This is a genomic window from Streptomyces sp. NRRL B-1347, assembly GCF_000720325.1.
Taxonomy (GTDB): domain Bacteria; phylum Actinomycetota; class Actinomycetes; order Streptomycetales; family Streptomycetaceae; genus Streptomyces.
On the sequence record NZ_JOJM01000129.1, the window covers coordinates 1 to 25,637 of the forward strand.

Here is a 25,637-nt window from a genome sequence, read left to right on the forward strand (position 1 = left end):
GCCCCACCAACGCGGCAAACCCAGCAGGAACACCCCCGAAGACCCCATGCCCCGACTCGTCCAGCGCCACCAGCGAGAACACACCCGCCACACCCGACGACTCCACCCCAGCCCCGTCGAGCGCCCCACGCAGCCGCTCCGCGACCACCTCACGGTCGGTGCCCGAGGCGTCCAGGACCACGCGGACGACAGCGGCCCCGTTCGCCTCAAGGCCGGTCACCGTGGCGGACACGAGGGCGTCATCGGCGTGCGACGCGGGAAGGACGACGAGCCAGGTACCCGAGAGGGCCGCGTCGGTGGCGGACGCCAGGGGCTTCCAGACGACCTTGTAGCGCCAGCTGTCCACCGTGTTCTGCTCACGCCGCTGACGACGCCACGACGACAGCGCCGGAAGCAACGCCGTCAACGACGACTCCGCCTCCTCGCCCTCCCGACACGTCCAGCCAGTACCGCTGACGCTGGAAGGCGTACGTCGGCAGGTCCACTCGGTGGGCACTACGGCCCCCGATCAGGGCGGTCCAGTCGACCGTGACACCACGCACGAACACCTCGGCGGCGGAGGTCAGGAACCGCTCCAGACCGCCCTCGTCGCGGCGCAGCGTACCCACGACCACGGCCTGCGTCTGAGCGGCCTCCACCGTCTGCTGCACCGGCAGGGTCAGCACCGGGTGCGGGCTCGCCTCGATGAACACGGTGTGTCCGTCGTCGAGCAGGGTGCGGGTGGTGGCCTCCAGCTCGACCGTCTGGCGCAGATTCCGGTACCAGTACTCCGCGTCCAGCCCGACCGTGTCCACCAGCTCACCGGACACCGTTGAATAGAAAGGCACTTCGGAGGTACGGGGCTTCAGGTCCGCCAAGACCCTCAGCAGCTCCTCGCGGATCTCCTCCACATGCGCGGAATGCGAGGCGTAATCCACCGGAACCCGGCGAACACGGATCTCCTCACCCTCCAGCTGCGCGACCATCTCATCCAGCGCACCCGCGTCACCGGACACCACAACCGAACCCGGGCCGTTCACCGCGGCAACGGATATCGCACCGCCCCAAGCGGCGATACGCTCCCGGGCCTGGTCGACCGGAAGCCCGACCGACACCATCCCACCACGACCCGCAAGACCGACGGCGATCGCCTGCGAGCGCAGGGTCACCACCTTCGCGGCGTCCTCCAGCGAGAGCGCACCCGCCACACACGCGGCGGCGATCTCGCCCTGGCTGTGGCCCATCACCGCGTCCGGCTCGACACCCACCGATCGCCACAACCGCGCCAACGACACCATCACCGCGAACAACACCGGCTGCACCACATCCACCCGGTCAAACCCGGGAGCGCCCTCGGCGCCGCGCAGAACGTCCGTCAACGACCAGTCGACATACGCCGACAGGGCCGTCTCACACTCACCGATCGCCTCCGCGAACACCGGCGAGGACTCCAGAAGCCCCACCGCCATACCCACCCACTGCGCCCCCTGACCCGGGAACACGAACACCGAACGGCCGGCGTCGCCGGTCCTCCCGCGTACCACTCCGTTCGACGTCGACGTGACGGTGTCCTCGGCGATCGCCGCAAGGCCCTGGAGGAGTGCCTCGCGGTCGGCTCCGGTCACCACGGCCCGGTGCTCGAAGGCGGACCGGGTCGTGGCCAGCGAGAGAGCCACCTCCGCCACGTTCAACTCCGGGCGTTCCACGAGGAATTCACGCAGCCGCCCGGCCTGCTCCTGCAGCGCCTCCGCACCACGGCCCGACACCGGCCACGCCACCGGACCGTCGACGGCCCCGGTTCCGACGGGCTCGGCCTCCTCGGCCGCTTCGGCCTCGGGAGCCTGCTCCAGGATGGTGTGCACATTGGTGCCGCTCATGCCGAACGAGGACACCGCGGCGCGCCGCGGGTGCTCCCGGTCCGGCCACGGGATCGAGTCGTTCAGCAGGGAGACGGCGCCGCCGGTCCAGTCGATGTGCGGCGAGGGCTCGTCCGCGTGGAGCGTCTTGGGAAGCACGCCCGCGCGCATGGCCATCACCATCTTGATGACACCCGCGACACCGGCGGCGGCCTGCGTGTGACCGATGTTGGACTTGATGCCGCCCAGCCACAGCGGCTGGTCCGCGGGCCGGTCCTGCCCGTACGTGGCCATCAGCGCCTGCGCCTCGATCGGGTCACCCAGGGTGGTACCCGTACCGTGCGCCTCGACCGCGTCGACCTCGGCGGCCGACAGGCGGGCGCTGGTCAGCGCCTGCCGGATGACGCGCTGCTGCGAGATGCCGTTGGGCGCCGTCAGGCCGTTGGACGCGCCGTCCTGGTTGATGGCCGAGCCCCGGACGACGCCCAGCACCTGGTGGCCGTTGCGCTGGGCGTCGGACAGCCGCTCTACGAGCAGCATGCCGACGCCCTCGCCCCAGCCCGTGCCGTCGGCCGCGGCACCGAACGGCTTGCACCGGCCGTCCGCGGCAAGGCCGCGCTGCCGGCTGAACTGGACGAACGCCGACGGGGTGGACATCACCGTGACACCACCGGCCAGCGCGAGCGTGCACTCACGCTGGCGCAGCGCCTGAACGGCGAGGTGCAGGGCCACGAGGGACGACGAACAGGCCGTGTCCACGGAGAGCGCGGGGCCCTCCAGGCCCATGGTGTAGGAGATCCGGCCGGAGACGATGCTCGCCGCGTTGCCGGTGCCCGAGTGGCCCTCGACATCCTCCAGGCTCTCGGCCGCGCCGAGCGTGAGCATGGAGTAGTCCTGGCCGTTGGTGCCGACGAACACACCGGTCCTGCTGCCCCGCAGGGACATCGGGTCGATGCCCGCGCGCTCGCACGCCTCCCAGGACGTCTCAAGGAGCAGCCGCTGCTGGGGGTCCATCGACAGCGCCTCGCGCGGGGAGATCCCGAAGAACGCCGGGTCGAACCGGTCGGCGTTCTCCAGGAAACCGCCCTCGGTCGTATAGCTGGTGCCGGGACGGTCCGGGTCCTCGTCGTAGAGGGCGTCGATGTCCCAGCCCCGGTCCATGGGGAATTCCGCGATCGCGTCGGTACCGTCCGCGACCAAGCGCCACAGGTCTTCGGGAGAGCTCACCCCGCCGGGGAACCGGCAGCTCATGGCGACGATCGCGATCGGTTCCTGGTCGGCCGACTCGGCCTCGAGCAGGCGCTGGCGTGTCTGCTGGAGATCCGCGGTCACCCGCTTGAGATAGTCGAGAAGCTTCTCTTCGTTCATTGTTATGTCACCCATGGAAGTAGTAAGGAACGACCCTCGGGAACCAACCGCGCCAGCTCAGGAGAGACCGAGCTCCTTGTCGATGAAGTCGAAGATCTCGTCCGACGTCGCCGACTGGATCTTGTCCGAAACAGCCTTCTTGCCGGAGTTGCGCGCATCCTGCTCCGCCTCTCCCCACTTCAGGAGGAGCGCCTGCAGACGCGTCGTGATCCTCGGCCGGTCCACGTCGTCGGCGGAGATCGTGGCCATCGCCGCTTCGATCCGGTCCAGCTCACCGAGGATCGGTGTGGCCGCCGAGACCCCGTCCTCGACGACGTCGGTACGCAGTCGCCGGGCGAGCGCCACGGGTGTCGGGTGGTCGAAGACGATCGTCGCGGGCAGGCGCAGGCCCGTCGCCGCGTCGAGCCGGTTCCGCAGTTCGACGGCGGTCAGCGAGTCGAAGCCGAGTTCCCGGAAGGCCCGCTGGGGCTCGACCGACTCCACCGACGGGAAGCCGAGTACGACGGCCACCTGGGTGGTGACCAGGTCGAGCAGCGCTCGCTCCTGCTCCGCCTCCGGCAGCCCGGCGAGCCGCTCACGCAGTTCCGAACCACCGCTCTCGAACTGCGCGGTGGTACCGCCCGCGGTCGCGGCCTCCAGGATCCGCCGCGCCTCGGGCATCTCGTCCAGCAGCCTGCTGGGCCGTACGGCGGTGTAGGACGGGACGAACCGCTCCCAGTCGAGGTCGGCGACGGCCAGGTGCGTCTCCTGGAGGTCAAGGGCCTGCTGGAGTGCCATGACCGCAAGGTCCGGCGTCATCGCGGCCATGCCGCCGCGCCGCAGCCGGTCCTCCAGCGCCCCATCGACCGCCATGCCGCCCTCGGCCCACGGGCCCCAGGCCACCGAGGTGGCGGCGAGACCCTGGGCCCGGCGCTGCTGCGCCAGGGCGTCGAGGTAGGCGTTGGCCGCCGCGTAACTGCCCTGCCCTGCACCGCCGATCGCCCCGGCGAGCGAGGAGAACAGCACGAACGCGGACAGGTCGAGACCCTGGGTGAGCTCGTGCAGATGGCGGGCCCCGTCCACCTTGGGGCGCAGCACGCCCGCCACCCGCTCCACCGACATCGAGTCCAGGACGCCGTCGTCCAGGACGCCCGCCGCGTGCACGACGGCGTTCAGCGGATACCGCTCGGGGATGGCGGCCAGTACGGCGGCCAGGGCGTCGCGGTCGGCGGTGTCACAGGCCGCGATGGTCACCTCGGCGCCCAGGGCGGTGAGTTCGTCGCGCAGCGCGGCCGCGCCGTCGGCTTCCGGGCCGCGGCGGCTGGTCAGCACCAGGTGCTCGGCGCCGGCGCCCGCCAGCCACCGGGCCACCTGGCTGCCCACTCCCCCGGTGCCGCCGGTCACAAGGACCGAGCCACGCGCGCTCCACGGCCGGGCCGTGGTCCGCGGCGCGGCGGCCCGCACCAGGCGCCGGGTGAACACGCCGGACGTGCGCACCGCCACCTGGTCCTCGAACTCGCCCGCACCGCCGCCCAGCACACCGGACAGCCGGTTCGCGGCCCGCTCGTCCAGCGTCTCCGGGAGGTCCACCAGACCGCCCCAGAGCTTGGGGTGCTCCAGTCCGGCGACCCGGCCGAGGCCCCAGATCTGCGCCTGCGCGGCGCTGCGCAGAGTGTCGGACCCGGTCACCGACACGGCACCCCGGGTCGCCACCCACAGCGGGGCCTCGACACCGGCGTCCACGAGTGCCTGCAGCGCGACGAGGTTCAGCGCGAGCCCTCGCGGCACCACCGTGTGCCCGGCGCAGGGGTCCTCATCCAGGGCCAGCAGGGAGAGCACCCCGCTGACGGCCCCGTCGGACGCGCCTTCGACCGCGGTGCGCAGCTGCTCGGCGACCGCCGCGCGGTCGATGTCCGCCGCACCGTCGAGCACGATCCGCGCCACGTCCGCGCCCTGCCGTTCGAGCACGCTCACCGCGGAGGTGACCAGTGCGTCGTCGGCGTACGGCTGGGGAACCATGACCATCCAGGTGCCGGTCAGCGCCCGCTCCGAGAGCTCGGACACCGCGTTCCACGCGATCTGGTAGCGCCAGCCGTCCACGGTGGACCGCTCGCGGTGGCCCTTGCGGTACGACGACAGGGCGGGGAGCACCTCGGTCAGCGAGGCGTTTCCGTCCACGTGCAGCGCGGTGGTCAGCGCCTCCAGGTCCTCGCGCTCGACCGCGTCCCAGAACCGGGAGTCGACCGAGTCCACGGAGGCGGAGGGGTCGGAGGGGTCGGAGGCACCGCCCTCGGGGGCGTCCAGCCAGTAGCGCTGACGCTGGAACGCGTACGTCGGCAGCTCGACCCGCCGGACGTCCTGGCCGGCGAACAGGGCCTCCCAGTCGACGGTGGCGCCGTGGACGTGGAGTTCGGCCAGCGCCGTCGTCAGCGCCTGGGCCTCGGCGCGGTCCTTGCGCAGCGCGGGCACCACGACGGGGGCCGACGTCTCCGCCGCCGTCAGGCACTCCCGTGCCATCGCCGCGAGCACACCGTCGGGGCCGACCTCGAAGAACCTGGTCACGCCCGCGTTCTCCAGGGAGCGCAGCCCGTCCAGGAAGCGCACGGCCTCCCGCACATGGCGCACCCAGTACTCCGGCGAACACACCTCGTCGGTGCCCGCCGACTTGCCCGTCACATTGGACACCAGGGCGATGGCGGGCGGGGCGAACGACAGCCCCGCGACGACCTTGCGGAAGTCGTCCAGCATCGCGTCCATGCGGGGTGAGTGGAAGGCGTGGCTGACCCGCAGCCGACGGGTCTTGCGGCCCTGCTCCGCCCACTGTCCGGCGATCTCCAGCACCGGCGCCTCGTCACCGGCGATGACCACGGCCGTCGGACCGTTGACCGCAGCGACGCTCACCTCGGCCTCACGGCCGATCAGCGACGGAGCGATCTCCTCCTCGGACGCCTCGATGGCGACCATCGCGCCGCCCTCGGGCAGGGCCTGCATCAACCGGCCACGGGCGGCGACCAGCGTGCACGCGTCCTGAAGCGAGAACACCCCCGCCACATGCGCGGCGGCGATCTCACCGATGGAGTGACCCATCACCACATCCGGCGCCACACCCCACGCGGACAGCAGCCGGAACAACGCCACCTCGATGGCGAAGAGCGCGGGCTGCGTGAACGCCGTCCGGTCCAGCAGCTCGGCGTCCGCGCTGCCCTCCGCGGCGAACATCACGTCCTTCAGCGGACGGTCCAGTACGACGTCCAGGTGCGCGCACACCTCGTCCAGAGCCTGAGCGAACACCGGGAACGCCTCGTACAACCGAACACCGAACGGGTGGCGACCAGGGAGTAGCCAACGTCCTTCAGGCTCAGCTCCGGACGTGCGGTCAGCTGTGCCCGCAGCCGCCGGGCCTGGGCCCGCAGCCCGTCCGCGCTCCGGGCGGAGAGCGTCCAGGGCGCCGTGCCGCGGTCGTCGGGAGACACCACCTCGGCCGGTCGGGTGTCCTCGGTGTCCGAGGGGGCCTGCTCGATGATGGCGTGCGCGTTGGTGCCGCTCACGCCGAAGGCGGAGACACCGGCCCGGCGCGGCTGGCCGGTCTCGGGCCACGCGGTGGCCTCCGTCAGCAGCCGCACCTCACCCGCCGACCAATCCACCTGCGTCGACGGCTCGTCCACGTGCAGCGTCTTCGGCAGGACGCCGTGCCGCATCGCCATGACCATCTTGATGACACCGGCGAGTCCGGACGCGGCCTGGGTGTGGCCGATGTTCGACTTCAGCGCGCCCAGGAGCAGCGGGAGGCCCTCCGGCCGCTCCTGGCCGTACGTGGCCAGCAGCGCCTGCGCCTCGATCGGGTCACCCAGCGTCGTACCCGTGCCGTGCGCCTCGACCGCGTCGACCTCGGCGGCGGACAGTCCGGCGCTGGCAAGCGCCTGCCGGATCACCCGCTGCTGCGACGGCCCGTTGTACCGTCCGCCGCCGCCGCGAACGGCTTGCAGCGGCCGTCGGGCGCGAGCCCGCCCTGCCGGCTGAACTCGACGAACGCCATCGGAGTGGCCATCACCGCCACACCGCCGACCAGCGCCATGTCGCACTCGCCCTGCCGCAGCGACTGGCAGGCCAGATGCAGGGCCACCAGCGACGAGGAGCAGGCGGTGTCCACCGTGATGGCGGGGCCTTCCAGGCCGTAGGTGTAGGCGAGACGGCCGGAGACGACGCTGCCGGCGTTGCCGGTCAGCAGATGGCCCTCGACGTCCTCGGGCACCGTCTCCAGGTTGGTGCCGTATCCGGAGCCCGAGAAGCCGACGAACACACCGGTCTGGCTGCCCCGCACCGATGCGGGGTTGATGCCCGCCCGCTCGAACGCCTCCCAGGAGGTCTCCAGGAGCAGGCGCTGCTGCGGGTCGGTCGCCAGGGCCTCGCGGGGCGAGATCCCGAAGAAGCCGGGGTCGAACTCGCCCGCGTCGTAGAGGAATCCGCCTTCCCGGGCGTAGAACGTGCCCGGCCGGTCCGGGTCGGGGTCGTACATGCCCGACAGGTCCCAGCCGCGGTCCGACGGGAACGACGAGATGGCGTCACCGCCGCCGTCGATCAGCTGCCACAGGTCCTCCGGGCTCCGCACCCCACCGGGCAGGCGGCAGCTCATGGAGACGATCGCGATGGGCTCGTCGTCCGCGCCGGAGCCCGCGGGGCTCCCGGGGCCGGTGGTCGGCGCCGTGGACGCGGTGCCCAGTACCTCGGTGCGCAGCTGCGCCGCGAGCACGCCGGCGCTGGGGTAGTCGAAGACCAGCGTGGCGGGGAGGCCGAGACCGGTCTCGGCGGCCAGCCGGTTGCGCAGGTCGACCGCGGTCAGCGAGTCGAAGCCCAGGTCGCGGAAGGCCCGGTTCGGCTCGACCAGTTCGGCGGAGGAATAGCCGAGTACGGCGGCGGCGTGCCTGCGCACCAGATCGAGCAGCGCCCGGTCCCGCTCGCCCTCGGTGAGCGGCTTCAGCCGTTCACGCAACTGGGCCCCGGCGGCGTCGGCGCTCTCGCCGTCGCCGCCCTTCGTCTCCAGCGCCAGGACCTCGTCGAGATCGCTCAGGAACGGGCTGGGCCGGACCGCGGTGAACGAGGGCGCGAACCGCTCCCAGTCCACGTCGACGACCGTGACCACACCGTCGTCACCGGCCACCGCGCGTTCCAGCGCGGCGATCGCCAACTGGGGCGCCATCGCGGGCAGTCCGCGCCGCGCCAGCTGCTCCCCCGCGTCGCCCCGGGTGGCCATGCCGTCCTCGGCCCAGGGGCCCCAGGAGACGGCGGTGCCCGCGAGACCCCGCGCACGGCGCTGCTCGACCAGCGCGTCCAGGAAGGCGTTTCCGGAGCCGTAGACGCCCTGGCTGCCACCGCCCCACACACCGGAGATGGAGGAGAAGACCACGAACGCGTCGAGTTCACGGTCGCCGAGCAGCTCGTCCAGGTTGACGGCGCCCGCCACCTTGCCGGACACGACCGTCGCCGCGTCGGCGAGCTCCGTCTCCAGCAGGGAGGCCGCGAGCGTGACACCCGCCGCGTGCACCACCGCGGTGAGCGGCCGGTGCTCCGGTACGGCGTCCAGGACGGCGGCGAGCGCGTCGCGGTCGGCGGCGTCGCACGCGGCCACCGTCACCTCGGCGCCCATGCCCTCCAGCTCCGCCTTCAGCTCGGCGGCGCCTTCGGCGTCGAGACCGCGGCGGCTGGTCAGCACCAGGTGCTCGGCGCCACTACGGACCAGCCAGCGGGCCACCTGCCCGCCGAGCCCGCCCGTGCCACCGGTCACCAGCACGGTGCCGCGCGCCCGCCACGAGGTCTCCTCGCCGACGGTCGCAGCCGAGCGCGCCAGACGGCGTACGAAGACACCGGAGCCGCGCACCGCGACCTGGTCCTCGCCGCCCTCGACGGACAGCACACCGGCCAGCCGTTCCGCACCGCGCCGGTCCAGCGTCTCGGGCAGATCGACCAGACCGCCCCACAGCGGCGGGAGTTCCAGACCGGCCACCCGGCCCAGCGCCCAGACCATCGCCTGCGCCGGGCTGGTGAGCCGGTCGGAACGGCCCACCGAGACGGCGCCGCGCGTACCGCACCACAGCCGGGCCGGAAGGTCGGCCCCGACCATGGCCCGCACCAGCACCAGGGTCAGCGCATAGCCGCCCGACAGCGCCGGATACCCCGGGCAGGGCTCCTCGTCCAGGGCGAGCAGCGACAGCACACCGCCCAGCTCGGGCGCCTCGGCGGCCACCACGCGCAGCCGCTCCGCCAGCACGTCCGCGTCGAGGTCCCGCTCGTCCACGACGACCGGGACGACACTCGCGCCATGCCGTTCGAGCCCGGCGACCACGCCCGAGACCAGTTCGTCCTCGGCGCGGGACGCCGGAACCACCACGAGCCACGTCCCCGACAGCGAGCCGTCGGCGACCTCGGAGACAGGCTTCCACGAGACCCGGTAACGCCAGCCGTCGATCGTGGAACGGTCGCGGTTGTTGCGGTGGTACGCGGACAGGGCAGGCAGCACGGCGCTCAGCGGCGCCTCGCTGTCGACCGCCAGCGTCCCCGCCAGCGACTCCAGGTCCTGGCGCTGTACCGCGTCCCAGAACCGCTCGTCGACGGAGCCGGTGCCGTCGGCCACGCCTCCACCGGGCAGCAGGCCGAATCCGTCGAGCCAGTAGCGCTCGCGCTGGAAGGCGTACGTCGGCAGCTCGACCCGCCGACCACCACGGCCCTCCAGAGTGACGGCCCAGCCGACCTTGACGCCACGCGCGAACACCTCGGCGGCGGAGGTCAGGAACCGCTCCAGACCGCCCTCGTCGCGGCGAAGGGTCCCGATGACCACGGCCTGCGCCTCAGCGGCCTCCACCGTCTGCTGCACCCCAGCTCCACCGTCTGCCGCAGATTCCGGTACCAGTACTCCGCGTCCAGCCCGACCGTGTCCACCAGCTCACCGGACACCGTTGAATAGAAAGGCACTTCGGACGTGCGGGGCTTCAGGTCCGCCAGGACCTTCAGCAGCTCCTCGCGGATCTCCTCCACATGCGCGGAATGCGAGGCGTAATCCACCGGAACCCGGCGGACCCGGATCTCCTCACCCTCCAGCTGCGCGACCATCTCATCCAGTGCACCCGCGTCACCGGACACCACAACCGAACCCGGGCCGTTCACCGCCGCGACGGATATCGCACCGTCCCAGGCGGCGATACGCTCCCTGGCCTGGTCGACCGGAAGCCCGACCGAGACCATGCCACCCCGGCCCGCAAGACCGGCGGCGATCGCCTGCGAGCGCAGGGTCACCACCTTCGCGGCATCCTCCAGCGACAGCGCACCCGCCACACACGCGGCCGCGATCTCACCCTGGCTGTGACCCATCACCGCGTCCGGCTCCACACCCACCGAACGCCACAACCGCGCCAACGACACCATCACCGCGAACAACACCGGCTGCACCACATCCACCCGGCCAAAACCAGGCGCACCCTCGGCGCCGCGCAGAACGTCCGTCAACGACCAGTCGACATACGCCGACAGGGCCGACTCACACTCACCGATCGCCTCCGCGAACACCGGCGAGGACTCCAGAAGCCCCACCGCCATACCCACCCACTGCGCCCCCTGACCCGGGAACACAAACACCGAACGGCCACGCACATCGGCCACGCCACGCGTCACACCCGAGGCCACCTCATCCCCGGCCAACGCGTCCAACCGCGCCAGAAGCTCCTCACGGCCGGCACCCGTCACCACCCCACGGTGCTCGAACACCGAACGCGACGACACCAACGACAACGCCACATCCGCGGGGCCGCGCTGCGGCCGGACACCACCCAGGCCACCGGACCGTCGACGGCCTCGGCCTCGGGCTCCGCCGCCTCCTCGGCTTCCGGGGCCTGCTCCAGGATCGCGTGCGCGTTCGTCCCGCTGATGCCGAACGAGGACACACCCGCCCGCCGGGGCTGCTCGGTCTCGGGCCAGGCGGTGGCCTCGGTGAGCAGCCGGATGTCGCCCTCGGACCAGTCCACCTGGGTTGACGGCTCGTCCGCGTGGAGGGTCTTGGGCAGCACACCCTCGCGCATGGCCATCACCATCTTGATGACCCCACCGACACCGGCGGCGGCCTGGGAGTGGCCGATGTTGGACTTCAGCGAGCCCAGCCACAGCGGCTGGCCCTCGGGGCGCTCCTGGCCGTAGGTGGCAAGCAGCGCCTGCGCCTCGATCGGGTCACCCAGCGCGGTGCCCGTACCGTGCGCCTCCACCGCGTCCACGTCGGCCGGTGTCAGGCCCGCGTTCTTCAGTGCCTGGCGGATCACGCGGCGCTGCGAGGGGCCGTTGGGAGCCGTAAGACCGTTGCTCGCGCCGTCCTGGTTCACCGCACTGCCCCGTACGACGGCCAGCACGGGGTGGCCGTTGCGGCGGGCGTCGGAGAGCCGCTCCAGGAGGAGCAGGCCCACGCCCTCGGCCCAGCCGGTGCCGTCGGCGCCCGCGCCGAACGCCTTGCACCGGCCGTCGGGAGCGAGCCCGCCCTGCCGGCTGAACTCCACGAACATGCTGGGGGTGAACATGACCGCGACGCCGCCCGCCAGGGCCAGCGAGCACTCCTCCTGGCGGAGCGCCTGGCAGGCCAGGTGCAGGGCGACCAGCGACGACGAGCACGCGGTGTCCACCGTCACGGCGGGCCCTTCCAGGCCCAGGGTGTAGGCCACCCGGCCGGACACCACGGAGGTGGCGTTGCCCGCGAGCAGCAGCCCCTCGACGCCTTCGGGCATCTCGCTCACTCCGGCGCCGTAGCCGGAGGACGAAGCGCCGACGAACACACCGCCTCGGCTGCCCCGCACCGACGCCGGGTCGATCCCGGCGCGCTCGAACGCCTCCCACGCGGTCTCAAGCAGCAGCCGCTGCTGCGGGTCGGTGGCGAGTGCCTCCCGCGGGCTCATGGAGAAGAAGCCGGGGTCGAAGTCGCCGGGGGTGTCCAGGAATCCGCCCTCGCGGACGGAGAAGGTCCCGGACCGCTCCGCGTCGGGGTCGAAGAAGCCGTCGACGTCCCAGCCCCGGTCGGGCGGGAACTCGGTGATGCCGTCGCCGCCCTCGGCGACGAGCCGCCACAGCTCCTCCGGAGTCTGCACGCCTCCGGGGTACCGGCAGCTCATCGCCACGATGGCGATGGGTTCCCGGTCCCGCTCCTCCACCTGTCGAAGTCGCCGACGAGCCTGACGCAGGTCAGCCGTCACCTTCTTGAGGTAGTCAAGGAGTTTTTCGTCTTCCGCCACTATCCCCAGCCCCTTGAAACACTCTGTGAGTTCCAGCTCGCCACGTCAGGACATTCCGAATTCGTCATCGATGAGTTTGAAGATCTCGTCGGCGGTGGCCGATTCGATCTCGCTGCCGTCGTCCAGGTCGTCGTCCGCCGCTGTCACGGCGCCGGACACCTGGCCGGTACCGCCCGCGGACCACTTCGCCACCAGCCCTTGGAGCCGCGCCATGACCTGGGCGTGCGTCTCGCTGTCGGATCCGAGCGCCGACAGGGTGGCTTCAAGGCGGTCGAGTTCGCCGAAGACGGGCTCGGTCGTGGGCCCGTCGGCGGGGGTGACCTCCTCGCACAGGAACCGTGCGAGCGACGCCGGCGTCGGGTAGTCGAACACCAGGGTCGCCGGCAGCCGCGTTCCGGTGATCGCGTTGAGCCGGTTGCGCAGCTCGACGGCCGACAGGGAGTCGAAGCCCAGGTCCTTGAAGGCGTGTCCGGGTTCGATCGCCTGCCCCGACGCGTAGCCGAGGACGACGGCCACCTGGTCGCACACCAGGTCCACCAGGATGCGCTCGCGCTCCGTCTCGGACTTCCCGGCCAGGTGCTGCTTGAGCGCGGCAGCCGGATCGGCCGTGGTGCTCGTGGCCGCCGACTCCGCGGTCCGGCGCGCGGGTGCGCGCACCAGTCCGCGCAGGAGCGCGGGTACCGGCTCGCCCACCGAGGACAAGTCCATCGTCATGGGCACCAGGACGGCACCGTCGAGATCGCGGGTCGTGTCGAACAGCGCGAGCCCGGCCTCGGGGGTGAGGGCGACCATGCCGGTCCTGCTCATCCGGGTGACGTCGGCGTCGGCCAGTTCGGTGGTCATGCCGCCGTCCTGCGTCCACGGCCCCCATACGAGGGAGGCCGCCGCGAGGCCCGCGGCCCTGCGGTGCTGGGCGAGGGCGTCCATGAAGGCGTTGCCCGCCGCGTAGTTGGCCTGGCCCGCGCCGCCGAAGGTTCCGGAGACGGAGGAGAACAGGATGAACGCGGAGAGGTCGAGGTCGCGGGTCAGCTCGTGCAGGTGCAGCGCCGCGTCCACCTTCGGACGCAACACCCTGTCCACCCGCTCCGGCGTCAACGAGATCAGCACCGTGCCACGGCCGTCCAGCGGCCTCGGCATCGTCAGCGCCACCTTGCCGGTGTGGCGTGCCTGGCTGAGGAAGCGGAAGGCGTCGGGTGCCCTGCGGACGTCCCAGGTGCGCACCGGCAGCGGTCGCAGTACCCCTTCCTCGAACAGCGAGATCAGGTCGTTCCACATCTCGTTGATGCGGTCGGGTCCCGCCTCGATCAGGTCGAACGCCTGGTAGGAGACACCGGTGTACTCGGCGGCCACCTCTTCCGGAATCCGGATGTCGGTCTTGCCCATCTCCAGGAACCGGCCGCCGTTCGGCAGCAGCCGCAGGCCCGCGTCCACGAACTCCCGTGCCAGCGAGTCGAGCACCACGTCCATGCCGCGCCCGCCGGTCGCTTCGAGGAAGCGCTTCTCGAAGTCCAGCGTCCGGGACGACGCGATGTGCGCGTCGTCCAGGCCCAGCGACCGCAGGGTGTCCCACTTGCCCTCGCTCGCGGTACCGAAGACCTCGGCCCCGAGGTGCCGTGCGAGCTGGAGCGTGGCCATGCCCACACCGCCTGCGGCGGAGTGCACAAGGACCGACTGACCCGCCTTCAGGCCGGCCAGGTCCACCATGGCGTAGTAGGCCGTCAGGAACACGATCGGGGTGGAGGCCGCCTGCTCGAACGTCCAGCTCTCCGGGACCCGGGCGACAACGCGCCGGTCGGTGATGGCGAACGGGCCGAACGACCCGCTGAAGATGCCCATCACCTTGTCACCAGGGACGAGGTCCTTCACCGCGGAGCCGACCTCGGTCACCACACCGGCACCCTCACCGCCGAGCGGCCCGGCCTCCCCGGGGTACATCCCCAGGGCGTTGAGCACATCGCGGAAGTTCAGGCCCGCGGCGCGCAGCGCCACCCTGATCTCGGTCGCGCCGAGTTCCTCCGTGGCGTCGGGGCTGGGCAGCAGCGCCAGGTTCTCCAGGGTCCCCTTGGCGTGCATGTCAAGGCGCCAGTCCCGCACCCCGGCGGGCGGCAGCAGCGCGGTGCCCGAGGAGACCCGGGCCATGCGCTGGCCGAGCACCGTGCCCTCGCGGACCACGGCCTGCGGCTCGTCGGTGGCGAGCACCGCGGGCAGTACCGCCTTGGACGCCTCGTCCTCGTCGAGGTCGACCAGGACGAAGCAGTTCGGGTTCTCCGACTGCGCGGACCGCACCATGCCCCACAGCGGGGCGTGGATCAGGTCCGGGGTCTCGTCGCGGTCCTCGGGTGCCATGGCGCCCGAGGTCACGAAGACCAGCCGGGAGGAATCGAACCGGCGGTCGCCGAGCCAGCCCTGGATCATGCCGAGCGTGTGGTGCGTCACCGCGTGGATGGCGTCCACGGGCTCCGAGCCCCGCTTGGCCTTGCCCTTGCCCTTCGCCCTGCTCTTGGCCTTGCTCTTGGGCCTGCCCTGCGCCGCCTCGTCGTCGAGGCCCGGCGCGTAGGAGACCAGCACGGCCTCCGGGGCGGCGGCGCCGTCGTCGATCGCGGCACCCAGGGCGTCGAGATCGGCGTAGGCGGTCACCTGGGCTCCGGCGATCGCACCGGCGGCCAGTCCGTAGTGGTCGGTGCCCACCACGGCCCAGGTGGCCGTGGCCGCGTCCGCCGGGGAGACGGCCGGCACGGGGGTCCAGTCCAGCGTGAACAGCGAGTCGCGGAACGCCGACGTCCTGGCCGTGTCGATGTGGTCCACGGATACCGGGCGCAGCACGAGGGACTCGATCGATGCCACGGGGCGGCCGGTTCCGTCGGCCACCGCGAGGGAGATGGAGTCGGGCCCCAGCTGGGTGAGGCGCACCCGCAGCGTGGACGCGCCACCGGCGTGGAGCGACACCCCGCTCCAGGAGAACGGGAGCCGGGAGAGCCCGACGTCCTCCAGGGCGACGAAGGTCACCGCCTGCACGGCGGCGTCAAGGAGCGCCGGGTGGAGGCCGAAGTCGGCCGCCAGCGACGCGTGCTCCTCGCCGAGGCTGACCTCGACGTAGACGTCGTCGCCTGCGCGCCAGGCGGCCCGCAGGCCCTGGAACACCGGGCCGTAGGCGAAGCCGGAGGCGGCGAAGCGCTCGTAGAAGTCGCTGATGTCCAGCGCTTCCGCGTCCGCCGGGGGCCAAACGCCCAGGTCGAACGACGGCTCGGGGCCGGCCGGGGCCAGCGCACCGGCCGCGTGCTGCGTCCACGGCTCGCCCGAGGACGCGTCGGCCGGGCGGGAGTAGAGGCCGATCGAGCGGTGGCCCGTCTCGTCCGCGTCATCCACCCACAGCTGCACCTGGACCTGTTCGTTCTCGGGCAGGACCATCGGGGTGGCCAGGGTGACCTCCTCGACCCGGCCGCAGCCGACTTGGTCGGCCGCGCGGATGGCCAGTTCGAGGAATCCGGTCCCCGGGAACAGGGCCGCGCCCGCGATCGCGTGGTCGGCCAGCCAGGGCTGGCTCTGCACCGACAGCCTGCTGGTGAACAGGAATCCGTCGCTGCCCGCGAGTTCGACCCCGGCACCCAGCAGCGGGTGGTTGGGGGAGCTGAGTCCGACGGAGGCGACGTCCCCGGTCATGGGGCCGCCCGCCTTCGGCCAGTAGCGCTGCCGCTGGAACGCGTAGGTGGGCAGCTCCACCCGCCGTACGTCGTGTCCGGCGAACGCCGTCGACCAGTTCACGGTGGTGCCGTGGACGTGGAGTTCGGCCAGCGCCGTGGTCAGCGACTGGACCTCCGGGCGGTTCTTGCGCAGTGCGGGGACGAGGGTGCGCGCGCCTCCGGCCTCGTCGGCCGTCAGGCAGTCCTGCGCCATCGCGGTGAGCACACCGTCGGGACCCACCTCCAGGAACGAGGTCACCCCGAGCTTCTCCAACGCCCGTACGCCGTCGGCGAAGCGCACGGCCTCGCGGACGTGGCGCACCCAGTACTCCGGCGAGCACACCTGCTCCGCGCCCGCCGACGCTCCCGTGAGGTTGGAGACCAGGGAGATCGACGGTGCCTGGAAGGCCAGCCCTTCGACGACCTCGCGGAAGTCGTCCAGCATCGCGTCCATACGGGGCGAGTGGAAGGCGTGGCTGACCCGCAGCCGACGGGTCTTGCGTCCCTGTTCGGCCCAGTCCTCGGCGATCTCCAGTACGGCGGCCTCGTCACCGGCGATGACCACGGCCGTCGGGCCGTTGACGGCGGCGACACTCACCTCGGCCTCACGGCCGATCAGCGACGGAGCGATCTCCTCCTCCGACGCCTGGACGGCCACCATCGCGCCGCCCTCCGGCAGCGCCTGCATCAGCCGGCCGCGCGCCGCGATCAGCGTGCACGCGTCCTCCATCGAGAGCACCCCGGCCACATGGGCCGCGGCGACCTCTCCCACCGAGTGGCCGATGAGCACATCGGCGGTGACGCCCCAGTGCTCAAGCAGCCGGAACAGCGCCACTTCGATGGCGAACAGCGCGGGCTGCGTGAACGCCGTCTGGTTCAGCAGTTCGGCGTCGGCACTGTTCTCGTCGGCGAACATCACGTCCCGCAGCGGACGGTCGAGCAGCACGTCGAGATACGCGCACACCTCGTCAAGGGCCTGGGCGAACACCGGGTACGTCTCGTACAACTCCCGTCCCATGCCCAGGCGTTGCGCGCCCTGACCCGAGAACAGGAAGGCCGTCCTGCCGGCCGTGCCCACCGATCCCTGGACGACTCCGGGGGCCGTGGCGCCCGAGGCGATGGCGTCGAGACCGCTCAGCAGCGCGTCCCGGTCGCCGTTCAGGAGGACGGCACGGTGGTCGAAGACCGACCGGGAGGCCGCGAGCGAGTAGCCCACGTCGTCCAGGTCGAGCTCGGGGTGGTCCGCCAGATGGTCACGCAGGCTGCGCGCCTGGGCGCGCAGCGCCTCGGCGCCCTTGCCGGTGACCGTCCAGGGGAGCGTCCGCGAACCGGCCGTGAGGTCGTCCGTGAGACCGTCCGTGACGACCCGCGCCACCGCCGCCTCCGGCTCCTCGGGCTCCGGTGCCTGCTCGATGATGGTGTGGGCGTTGGTACCGCTGATGCCGAACGAGGAGATGCCCGCCCGTCGCGGTTCGCCGTTCTCCGGCCACGCGGTCGCCTCGTTCAGCAGCGACACCGCGCCACTGGTCCAGTCGATGTGCGGCGAGGGCTCCTCCGCGTGGAGCGTCTTCGGCAGCACGCCCTCACGCATGGCCATCACCATCTTGATGATTCCCGCGACACCGGCCGCAGCCTGCGTGTGCCCGATGTTCGACTTGATCGAGCCCAGCCACAGCGGCTGGTCCTCGGGCCGTCCCTGGCCGTACGTGGCCAGCAGCGCCTGCGCCTCGATCGGGTCACCCAGCCGGGTGCCGGTGCCGTGCGCCTCGACCGCGTGCACCTGGTGGGCGGCGAGACCGGCGCCTGCCAGTGCCTGCCGGATCACCCGCTGCTGCGACGGCCCGTTGGGCGCCGTCAGGCCATTGCTGGCGCCGTCCTGGTTGACGGCGGAGCCGCGCACGATCGCCATGACCGGGTGGCCGTTGCGCCGCGCGTCGGACAGCCGCTCCAGCAGCAGCACGCCGACGCCCTCGCCCCAGCCCGTGCCGTCGGCCGATGCCGCGAACGCCTTGCAGCGCCCGTCCGACGACAGCCCCTTCTGGCGGCTGAAGTCCACGAACGAGCCCGGCGTTGACATGATCGTGACACCGCCGGCCAGCGCCATGGAGCACTCCCCCTGGCGCAGCGACTGCACGGCCATGTGCAGTGCCACCAGGGACGAGGAGCATGCCGTGTCCACCGTGACGGCCGGTCCTTCGAGGCCGAAGGTGTAGGCGACACGGCCCGACACCACGCTGCCCGCGTTACCGGTTCCGAGGTAGCCGTCGGGGCCGCCCGGGGCGGTCAGCAGCAGGCCGATGTAGTCCTGGCCGTTGCTTCCCGCGAAGACACCGGTCCGGCTTCCCTTGAGCGACATGGGGTCGATGCCCGCCCGCTCGATCGCCTCCCAGGACGTCTCGAGGAGCAGCCGCTGCTGCGGGTCGATGGTCAGCGCCTCGCGGGGGGCTATCCCGAAGAACGCCGGGTCGAATTCATCGGCGTCGTAGACGAAGCCGCCGCCGCTGGCGTAGCTGGTGCCCGTGTTCTCCGGGTCCGGGTCGTACAGGTCGTCCAGGTCCCAGCCGCGGTTGGTCGGGTAGGCGCTGATCACGTCGCTGCCCTCGGAGACCAGTCGCCACAGGTCCTCCGGAGTGCGCACCCCGCCGGGGAAGCGGCAGCTCATCGACACGATCGCGATCGGGTCGTCGTCCACGACCGTGCCCGTCACCACCGGCGGCTCATCGGCCGGCGCGGGCGCGGTGCCCAGCACCTCGCCGAGGATGAACCGGGCGAGCGCCGTGGGCGTCGGGTAGTCGAAGGCCATGGTGACCGGAAGGTTCACACCGGCCGCCGCGCTGAGCCCGTTGCGCAGCTCCACGGCGGTCAGGGAGTCGAACCCGATGTCCCTGAAGGCCCGCTCCGGCTCCACCGCGTCGGCGTTCGGGTAACCGATCACCTCGGCGGCGTGGGTCCTGACGAGGTCGAGGACCTCCACCTCGCGCTCGGCGGCCGACAGCCCTTCGAGGCGTACGGCAAGACCGGAGAGGGCCGCGCCCAGCTCGGCCTCCGCCTCCTCCAGGGCCCGCCGCACCTCCGGCAGCTCGTCGAGCAGCGGACGCGGCCGGGCCGAGGCGAACCCGGGGGCGTAGCGCTCCCAGTCCACATCGGCGACGGTGATGTCCACCTCGTCGTGGTCGAGCGCCTGCTGAAGGGCCTCGACGGCCAGTTCGGGCACCAGCGGCGGCATACCGCGCCGCTTCAGCTGGGCCGCGGTGGCGTCGTCGACCAGACCACCGCCGCCCCAGGCGCCCCACGCCACCGAGGTCGCGGCAAGGCCCTGGGCCCGGCGCTGCTGCGCCAGGGCGTCGAGGAAGGCGTTCGCGGCGGCGTAGCTGCCCTGACCGGCACCACCGACGGTTCCGGCGTAGGAGGAGAAGAGGATGAACGCGGACAGGTCCAGGTCCTGGGTCAGCTCGTGGAGGTTCACCACGGCGTCCACCTTGGGCCGGAAGACCCCCTGCGTCCTGGGGACGGTGAGGGTGTCGACGAGGCCGTCGTCCAGCACACCGGCCGCGTGCACCACCCCGGTCAGCGGGTACTCCGCGGGCAGCCCGTCGAGGAGCTCCCGCAGCGCGTCACGGTCGGCGGCGTCACAGGCGGCGACGGTGACCCGCACGCCCAGGGCGGTCAGTTCGTCCCTCAACTCGGCCGCGCCGGGGGCGTCCGGGCCGCGGCGGCTGGTGAGCACCAGGTGCTCGGCGCCGCCACGGGCCAGCCAGCGGGCGAGACGGCCACCGAGGGCACCCGTACCACCGGTGATCAGAACGCTGCCACGAGGCTGCCAGGCGCGGGCCGGCCGGGCGTCGCCCAAGGGCGCCCGGACCAGCCTCCGCGCGAAGACCCCGGAGGCGCGCACCGCCACCTGGTCCTCGTCGCCGGACCGCCCGATCAGGCCGACCAGACGGTTCAGGGCCCGCTCGTCGAGCGCGTCCGGCGACTCGGGGAGGTCGACGAGACCGCCCCAGCGCTGTGCGTACTCCAGGCCGACCACCCGGCCCAGACCCCACACCAGGGACTGCTTGACGCTGCCGACCCGGTCGGAGCGGCCCACGGACACGGCACCGGTGGTGGCGAGCCACAGCGGCACATCGATGTCGATGTCGGCGAGCGCCTGGACCAGGGCCACCGTGCCGGCGAAGCCGCGCGGAACGCCCGGGTGTCCGGCGAGCGCCTCCTCGTCGAGCGCGAGCAGGGAGAGCACTCCGTCGATCGCGAGCGTCCCGTCCTGCTCGGAGCCGTCCGTGGCGGACGTGCCGGGGGCCGCGGCCCGCAGGAGTCCGGCCAGCGAGGACCGCTCCGGCTCCGTCTCGTCCAGGTCGACCCGCACCATGCGGGCACCGTGGCGCTCCACGTCCCGTGCGATGCGCTCCGCCAGTTCACGGGCGGCGTCGACCGGCGGGACGACGACCATCCAGGTACCGGTGATCGGGGCGCCCTGCTCCTGCCCGGAGCCGGACGACGGCTGGTCGATGAGGGGCTTCCAGTTGATCCGGTAGCGCCAGTTGTCGACCGTGGACCGGTCACGCCTGCCTCGCCGGTACGACGACAGGGCGGGCAGCACCGCGCTCAGCGGGGCCTCCCCGTCGAGCTCCAGCGTCTGCGCGAGCCCTTCGAGGTCCTCGCGCTCGACGGCCTCCCAGAACCGGGCGTCCACAGAGTCGGCCTCGGAGACGGGGCCGTTGCCGAACCCGCCGTCCTCGCCCGGCTGCGGCCAGTACCGCTGCCGCTGGAAGGCGTACGTCGGCAGGTCGACCTGCCGACCGCCGTGTCCGGCGAACACCTTCCGCCAGTCGACCGTGGCCCCATTGACGTGAAGCTCGGCGGCGGAGGTCAGGAACCGCTCCAGACCGCCCTCGTCGCGGCGAAGGGTCCCGATGACCACGGCCTGCGCCTCGGCGGCCTCCACCGTCTGCTGCACCGGCAGGGTCAGCACCGGGTGCGGGCTGACCTCGATGAACACGCCGTGCCCACTGCCGAGCAGGGTGCGGGTAGTGGCCTCCAGCTCCACGGTCTGGCGCAGATTGCGGTACCAGTACTCCGCGTCCAGCCCGACCGTGTCCACCAGCTCACCGGACACCGTCGAGTAGAACGGCACCTCGGACGTACGCGGCTTCAGGTCCGCCAGAACCCTCAGCAACTCCTCGCGAATCTCCTCCACATGCGCGGAATGCGAGGCGTAATCCACCGGAACCCGGCGAACCCGGACCTCCTCACCCTCCAGCTGCGCGACCATCTCATCCAGCGCACCCGCATCACCGGACACTACAACCGAACCCGGGCCATTGACCGCCGCGACGGATATCGCACCGTCCCAGGCGGCGATACGCTCCTGCGCCTGGTCGACCGGAAGCCCGACCGACACCATCCCACCACGACCCGCAAGGCCGACCGCAATGGCCTGCGAGCGCAGGGTCACCACCTTCGCGGCATCCTCCAGCGACAGCGCACCCGCCACACACGCGGCCGCGATCTCGCCCTGGCTGTGGCCCATCACCGCGTCCGGCTCCACACCCACCGAACGCCACAACCGCGCCAACGACACCATCACCGCGAACAACACCGGCTGCACCACATCCACCCGGTCAAACCCCGGCGGCGCTCAGCTCGGGGTGCTCGGCCACGAACGTCCGCAGCCTGTCGGCCTGGTCGCGCAGCGCGTCGCTGCTCTTGCCGGACACGACCCACGCCACCGGACCGTCGACGGCCCCGGTTCCGACGGGCTCGGCCTCCTCGGCCTCCTCGACCGCTTCGGCCTCGGGAGCCTGCTCCAGGATGGTGTGCACATTGGTGCCGCTCATACCGAACGCCGACACACCCGCGCGACGCGGATGCCCCGTCTCCGGCCACGGCCTGGCCTCGGCCAGCAGCTCGACGTCGCCGGCCGTCCAGTCCACCATCGGCGAAGGCTCGTCGATGTGCAGCGACTTCGGCAGTACGCCGTGCCGCATCGCCATGACCATCTTGATGACGCCACCGACACCGGCGGCGGCCTGCGAGTGACCGATGTTGGACTTGATGGCGCCCAGCCACAGCGGCTGGCCCTCGGGGCGCTCCTGGCCGTAGGTGGCAAGCAGTGCCTGCGCCTCGATCGGGTCGCCCAGCGACGTGCCCGTACCGTGCGCCTCCACCGCGTCGACCTCGGCGGCCGAAAGGCGGGCGTTCGCCAGTGCCTGCCGGATGACCCGCTGCTGCGAGGGGCCGTTGGGAGCCGTGAGACCGTTGGACGCGCCGTCCTGGTTCACCGCACTTCCCCGCACCACGGCGAGGATGGGATGTCCGTTGCGGCGGGCGTCCGAGAGCCGTTCGAGGACGAGCATGCCGACGCCCTCGGCCCAGCTGGCGCCGTCCGCGGCGGCCGAGAACGGCTTGCTGCGGCCGTCGGAGGCGAGCGCTCGCTGGCGGCTGAACTCGATCAGCGACATCGGTGTGGACATCACCGTCACACCGCCGGCGAGCGCCAGGTCGCACTCGCCCTGGCGCAGCGCCTGCCATGCGAGGTGCAGGGCGACCAGCGACGACGAACACGCCGTGTCCACCGTCACCGCGGGCCCTTCGAGGCCCAGGGTGTAGGAGATGCGGCCGGAGAGCACGCTGGGCGAGACGCCGGTGCCGATGTAGCCCTCGACGTTGTCCTGGGATCCGGCGAGGACACCGCCGTAGTCCTGGTAGGTCACGCCCGCGTAGACACCGGTCTGGCTGCCCTTCGCGGAGACCGGGTCGATACCGGCCCGCTCCAGCGCCTCCCACGAGGTCTCAAGGAGCAGTCGGTGCTGCGGGTCCATCGAGAGCGCCTCACGCGGCGAGATCCCGAAGAACGCCGGGTCGAACCGGCTGGCGCCGTGCAGGAAGCCGCCTTCCTGCGTGTAGCACTTGCCCGGCTCGTCCGGGTCCGGGTCGTAGAGGTTCTCCACGTCCCAGCCACGATCGGTCGGGAAGGGAGAGATGCCGTCCCGGCCTTCGGCGACCAGGTTCCACAGGTCCTCCGGGGTGGCCACCTCGCCGGGATAGCGGCAGCTCATTCCCACGATCACGATCGGATCGTCGTTGCCCGCCACCGGGACCGGCACCGGCTGCACCGCTCCGGTCAGCACACCGAGAACCTCGGCACGGGTGAACTTGGCGAGTTCGGCGGGGGTCGGGTAGTCGAACACGGCCGTCGCCGGGAGCCGCAGGCCGATGGCCTTGCTCACCCGGTTGCGGAACTCGACGGCGGTCAGCGAGCTGAAGCCGAGGTCCTTGAAGGCCTGCGAGCCCTGGACCGCGTCGGCCGAGGCGTGTCCGAGCACGGCCGCGACGTGCGTACGGATCACATCGAGCAGCATCCGGTCCTGCTCGGGCTCGGAGAGCCCGGCCAGCCGCTCCCGCAGCGCGGCGAGCGGCCCGGAGTCCGGTCCGCCCCGCTTGGCGGAGCGCCGCGCGGTCTTACGGCGGCGCGAAGGCTTGGCGGAGGAGGTCTCCCCCACGGAGATCTCGGCAGGGGGTACGACGGCTGCCTCGGGCGAGGCGGCGGCGGGCTCGGGCAGAGTCTCCTCGGCCGCCTCCGCCGTGTCCGTCGCCGGGGTGACCTCCGGCTGCTCCGGGGCGACCTGGCGCAGGGTCAGCGTGTCGGCGGAGACCACGGTTTCCCCGGCTCCGTCGACCGCGGTCAGGGAGAGGGTCTCCGGACCCGTACGGGCGAGCCTGACGCGCAGCGCGGAGGCACCGGACGCGTACAGCGATATCCCGGCGAGGCTGAACAGCATGCGTCCGCGCCCCACCCCGTCCAGCACGCCGAGGCCGAGCGGCTGCAGTGCCGCGTCCAGAAGGGCGGGGTGCAGCCCGAACCGCTGGGCGTCCACGACGGCCTCCTCAGCGAGGCTGACCTCGGCGAACACCTCGTCGTCGCGCTGCCACACCGCGCGCAGGCCCCGGAACGAGGGGCCGTAGACGAGGCCGTCGCCGGCGAGAAGCTCGTACAGGCCGTCCACCTCGACGCGCTCGGCGCCGGGCGGGGGCCATGCGGCGAAGCCCGCCGCCGCCTCGGCGGTCGTGGCGTCGTCCGGCTCCGGGGCGAGCACACCACTGGCGTGGCAGATCCAGTCGTCCGCGTCCTCGTCCGCTTCCTCGCCCACGGGTTCGGCCACTCGTGAGTACATCTCCAGCGAACGGGTGCCGGTCTCGTCCTCCTCGCCGAGGACGAGCTGGATCTGGACGCCGCCTCCTCGGGGGAGAGCCAGCGGCGCCTGGATGACGAGCTCTTCCACATGACCGAGGCCGACCTCGTCACCGGCGCGAATGGCCAGTTCGACGAGGGCCGTGGTCGCCAGGACCGCCTCGCCGCGCAGAACGTGGTCCGCCAGCCAGGGCTGGGCGTGCAGCGAGAGAGTTCCGGTGAACAACAGGCCGTCGGCGCCCGCGAGGGGGACGGCTCCGCCGAGCAGCGGGTGGTCGGCGGGGTCGAGGCCGAAGGCCGCGGCGTCGCCCGCCGAGGTACCGGCCTCCAGCCAGTAGCGCTGGTGCTGGAACGCGTAGGTGGGAAGGTCCACGCGGCGGGCGCCGCGTCCGGCGAAGAAGGCCCGCCAGTCGACGGTTTCGCCGTGGACGTGGATCTCGGCGAGGGCCGCGACGAGTGCTTGCGTCTCGGGGCGGTCCTTGCGCAGCACCGGCACCAACAGGGGGGCTGGTGTGTCCTCGGCCGCGATGTCGTCGGCCGGTTGGGTCAGGCAGTCCTGGGCCATTGCCGACAGCACGCCGTCGGGGCCCACCTCGACGTACGCGGTGACGCCCTGCGCTTCGAGGGCCCGCACCCCGTTCAGGAAGCGGACGGTCTCCCGCACATGCCGCACCCAGTACTCCGGCGAGCACACCTCGTCGGCACCCGCCTGCTCACCCGTGACGTTCGAGATGAACGCGACGGACGGGCTGTTGTAGGCGAGCGTCCGCGCGACCGCACGGAAGTCGTCCAGCATGGCGTCCATGCGGGGCGAGTGGAAGGCGTGACTGACCCGCAGGCGGCTCGTCTTGCGCCCCTGCTCCGACCACTGACCGGCGATCTCCAGTACGACGGCCTCGTCACCGGCGATGACCACGGCCGTCGGGCCGTTGACGGCCGCGATGCTCACCTCGGCCTCACGACCGGCAAGCGATCCGGAGACCTCCTCCTCGGACGCCTGGACGGCCACCATCGCGCCGCCCTCCGGCAGCGCCTGCATCAACCGGCCACGGGCGGCCACCAGCGTGCACGCGTCCTCAAGGGAGAACACTCCGGCCACATGCGCGGCAGCGATCTCACCGATGGAGTGGCCGATGAGCACGTCCGGGGTGACACCCCAGTGCTCCAGGAGCCGGAACAGCGCCACCTCGATGGCGAACAGCGCGGGCTGCGTGAACGCCGTCCGGTTCAGCAGCTCGGCGTCCGCGCCACCCTCGGCCGCGAACATCACGTCCTTCAGCGGACGGTCCAGTACGACGTCCAGGTGCGCGCACACCTCGTCCAGAGC

At 72.1% G+C, this 25,637-nt stretch carries 3 pseudogenes; all 3 read right to left on the reverse strand.

Features of this window, described 5'->3' with window-relative positions:
* A pseudogene (locus tag IG74_RS54910) lies at positions 1-3,209 on the reverse strand (type I polyketide synthase); the annotation flags it as partial.
* Positions 3,210-3,260: 51 nt separating this feature from the next.
* A pseudogene (locus IG74_RS48445) lies at positions 3,261-12,439 on the reverse strand (SDR family NAD(P)-dependent oxidoreductase).
* 45 nt (positions 12,440-12,484) lie between these two features.
* Positions 12,485-25,637: pseudogene (locus tag IG74_RS46905) on the reverse strand (SDR family NAD(P)-dependent oxidoreductase); the annotation flags it as partial.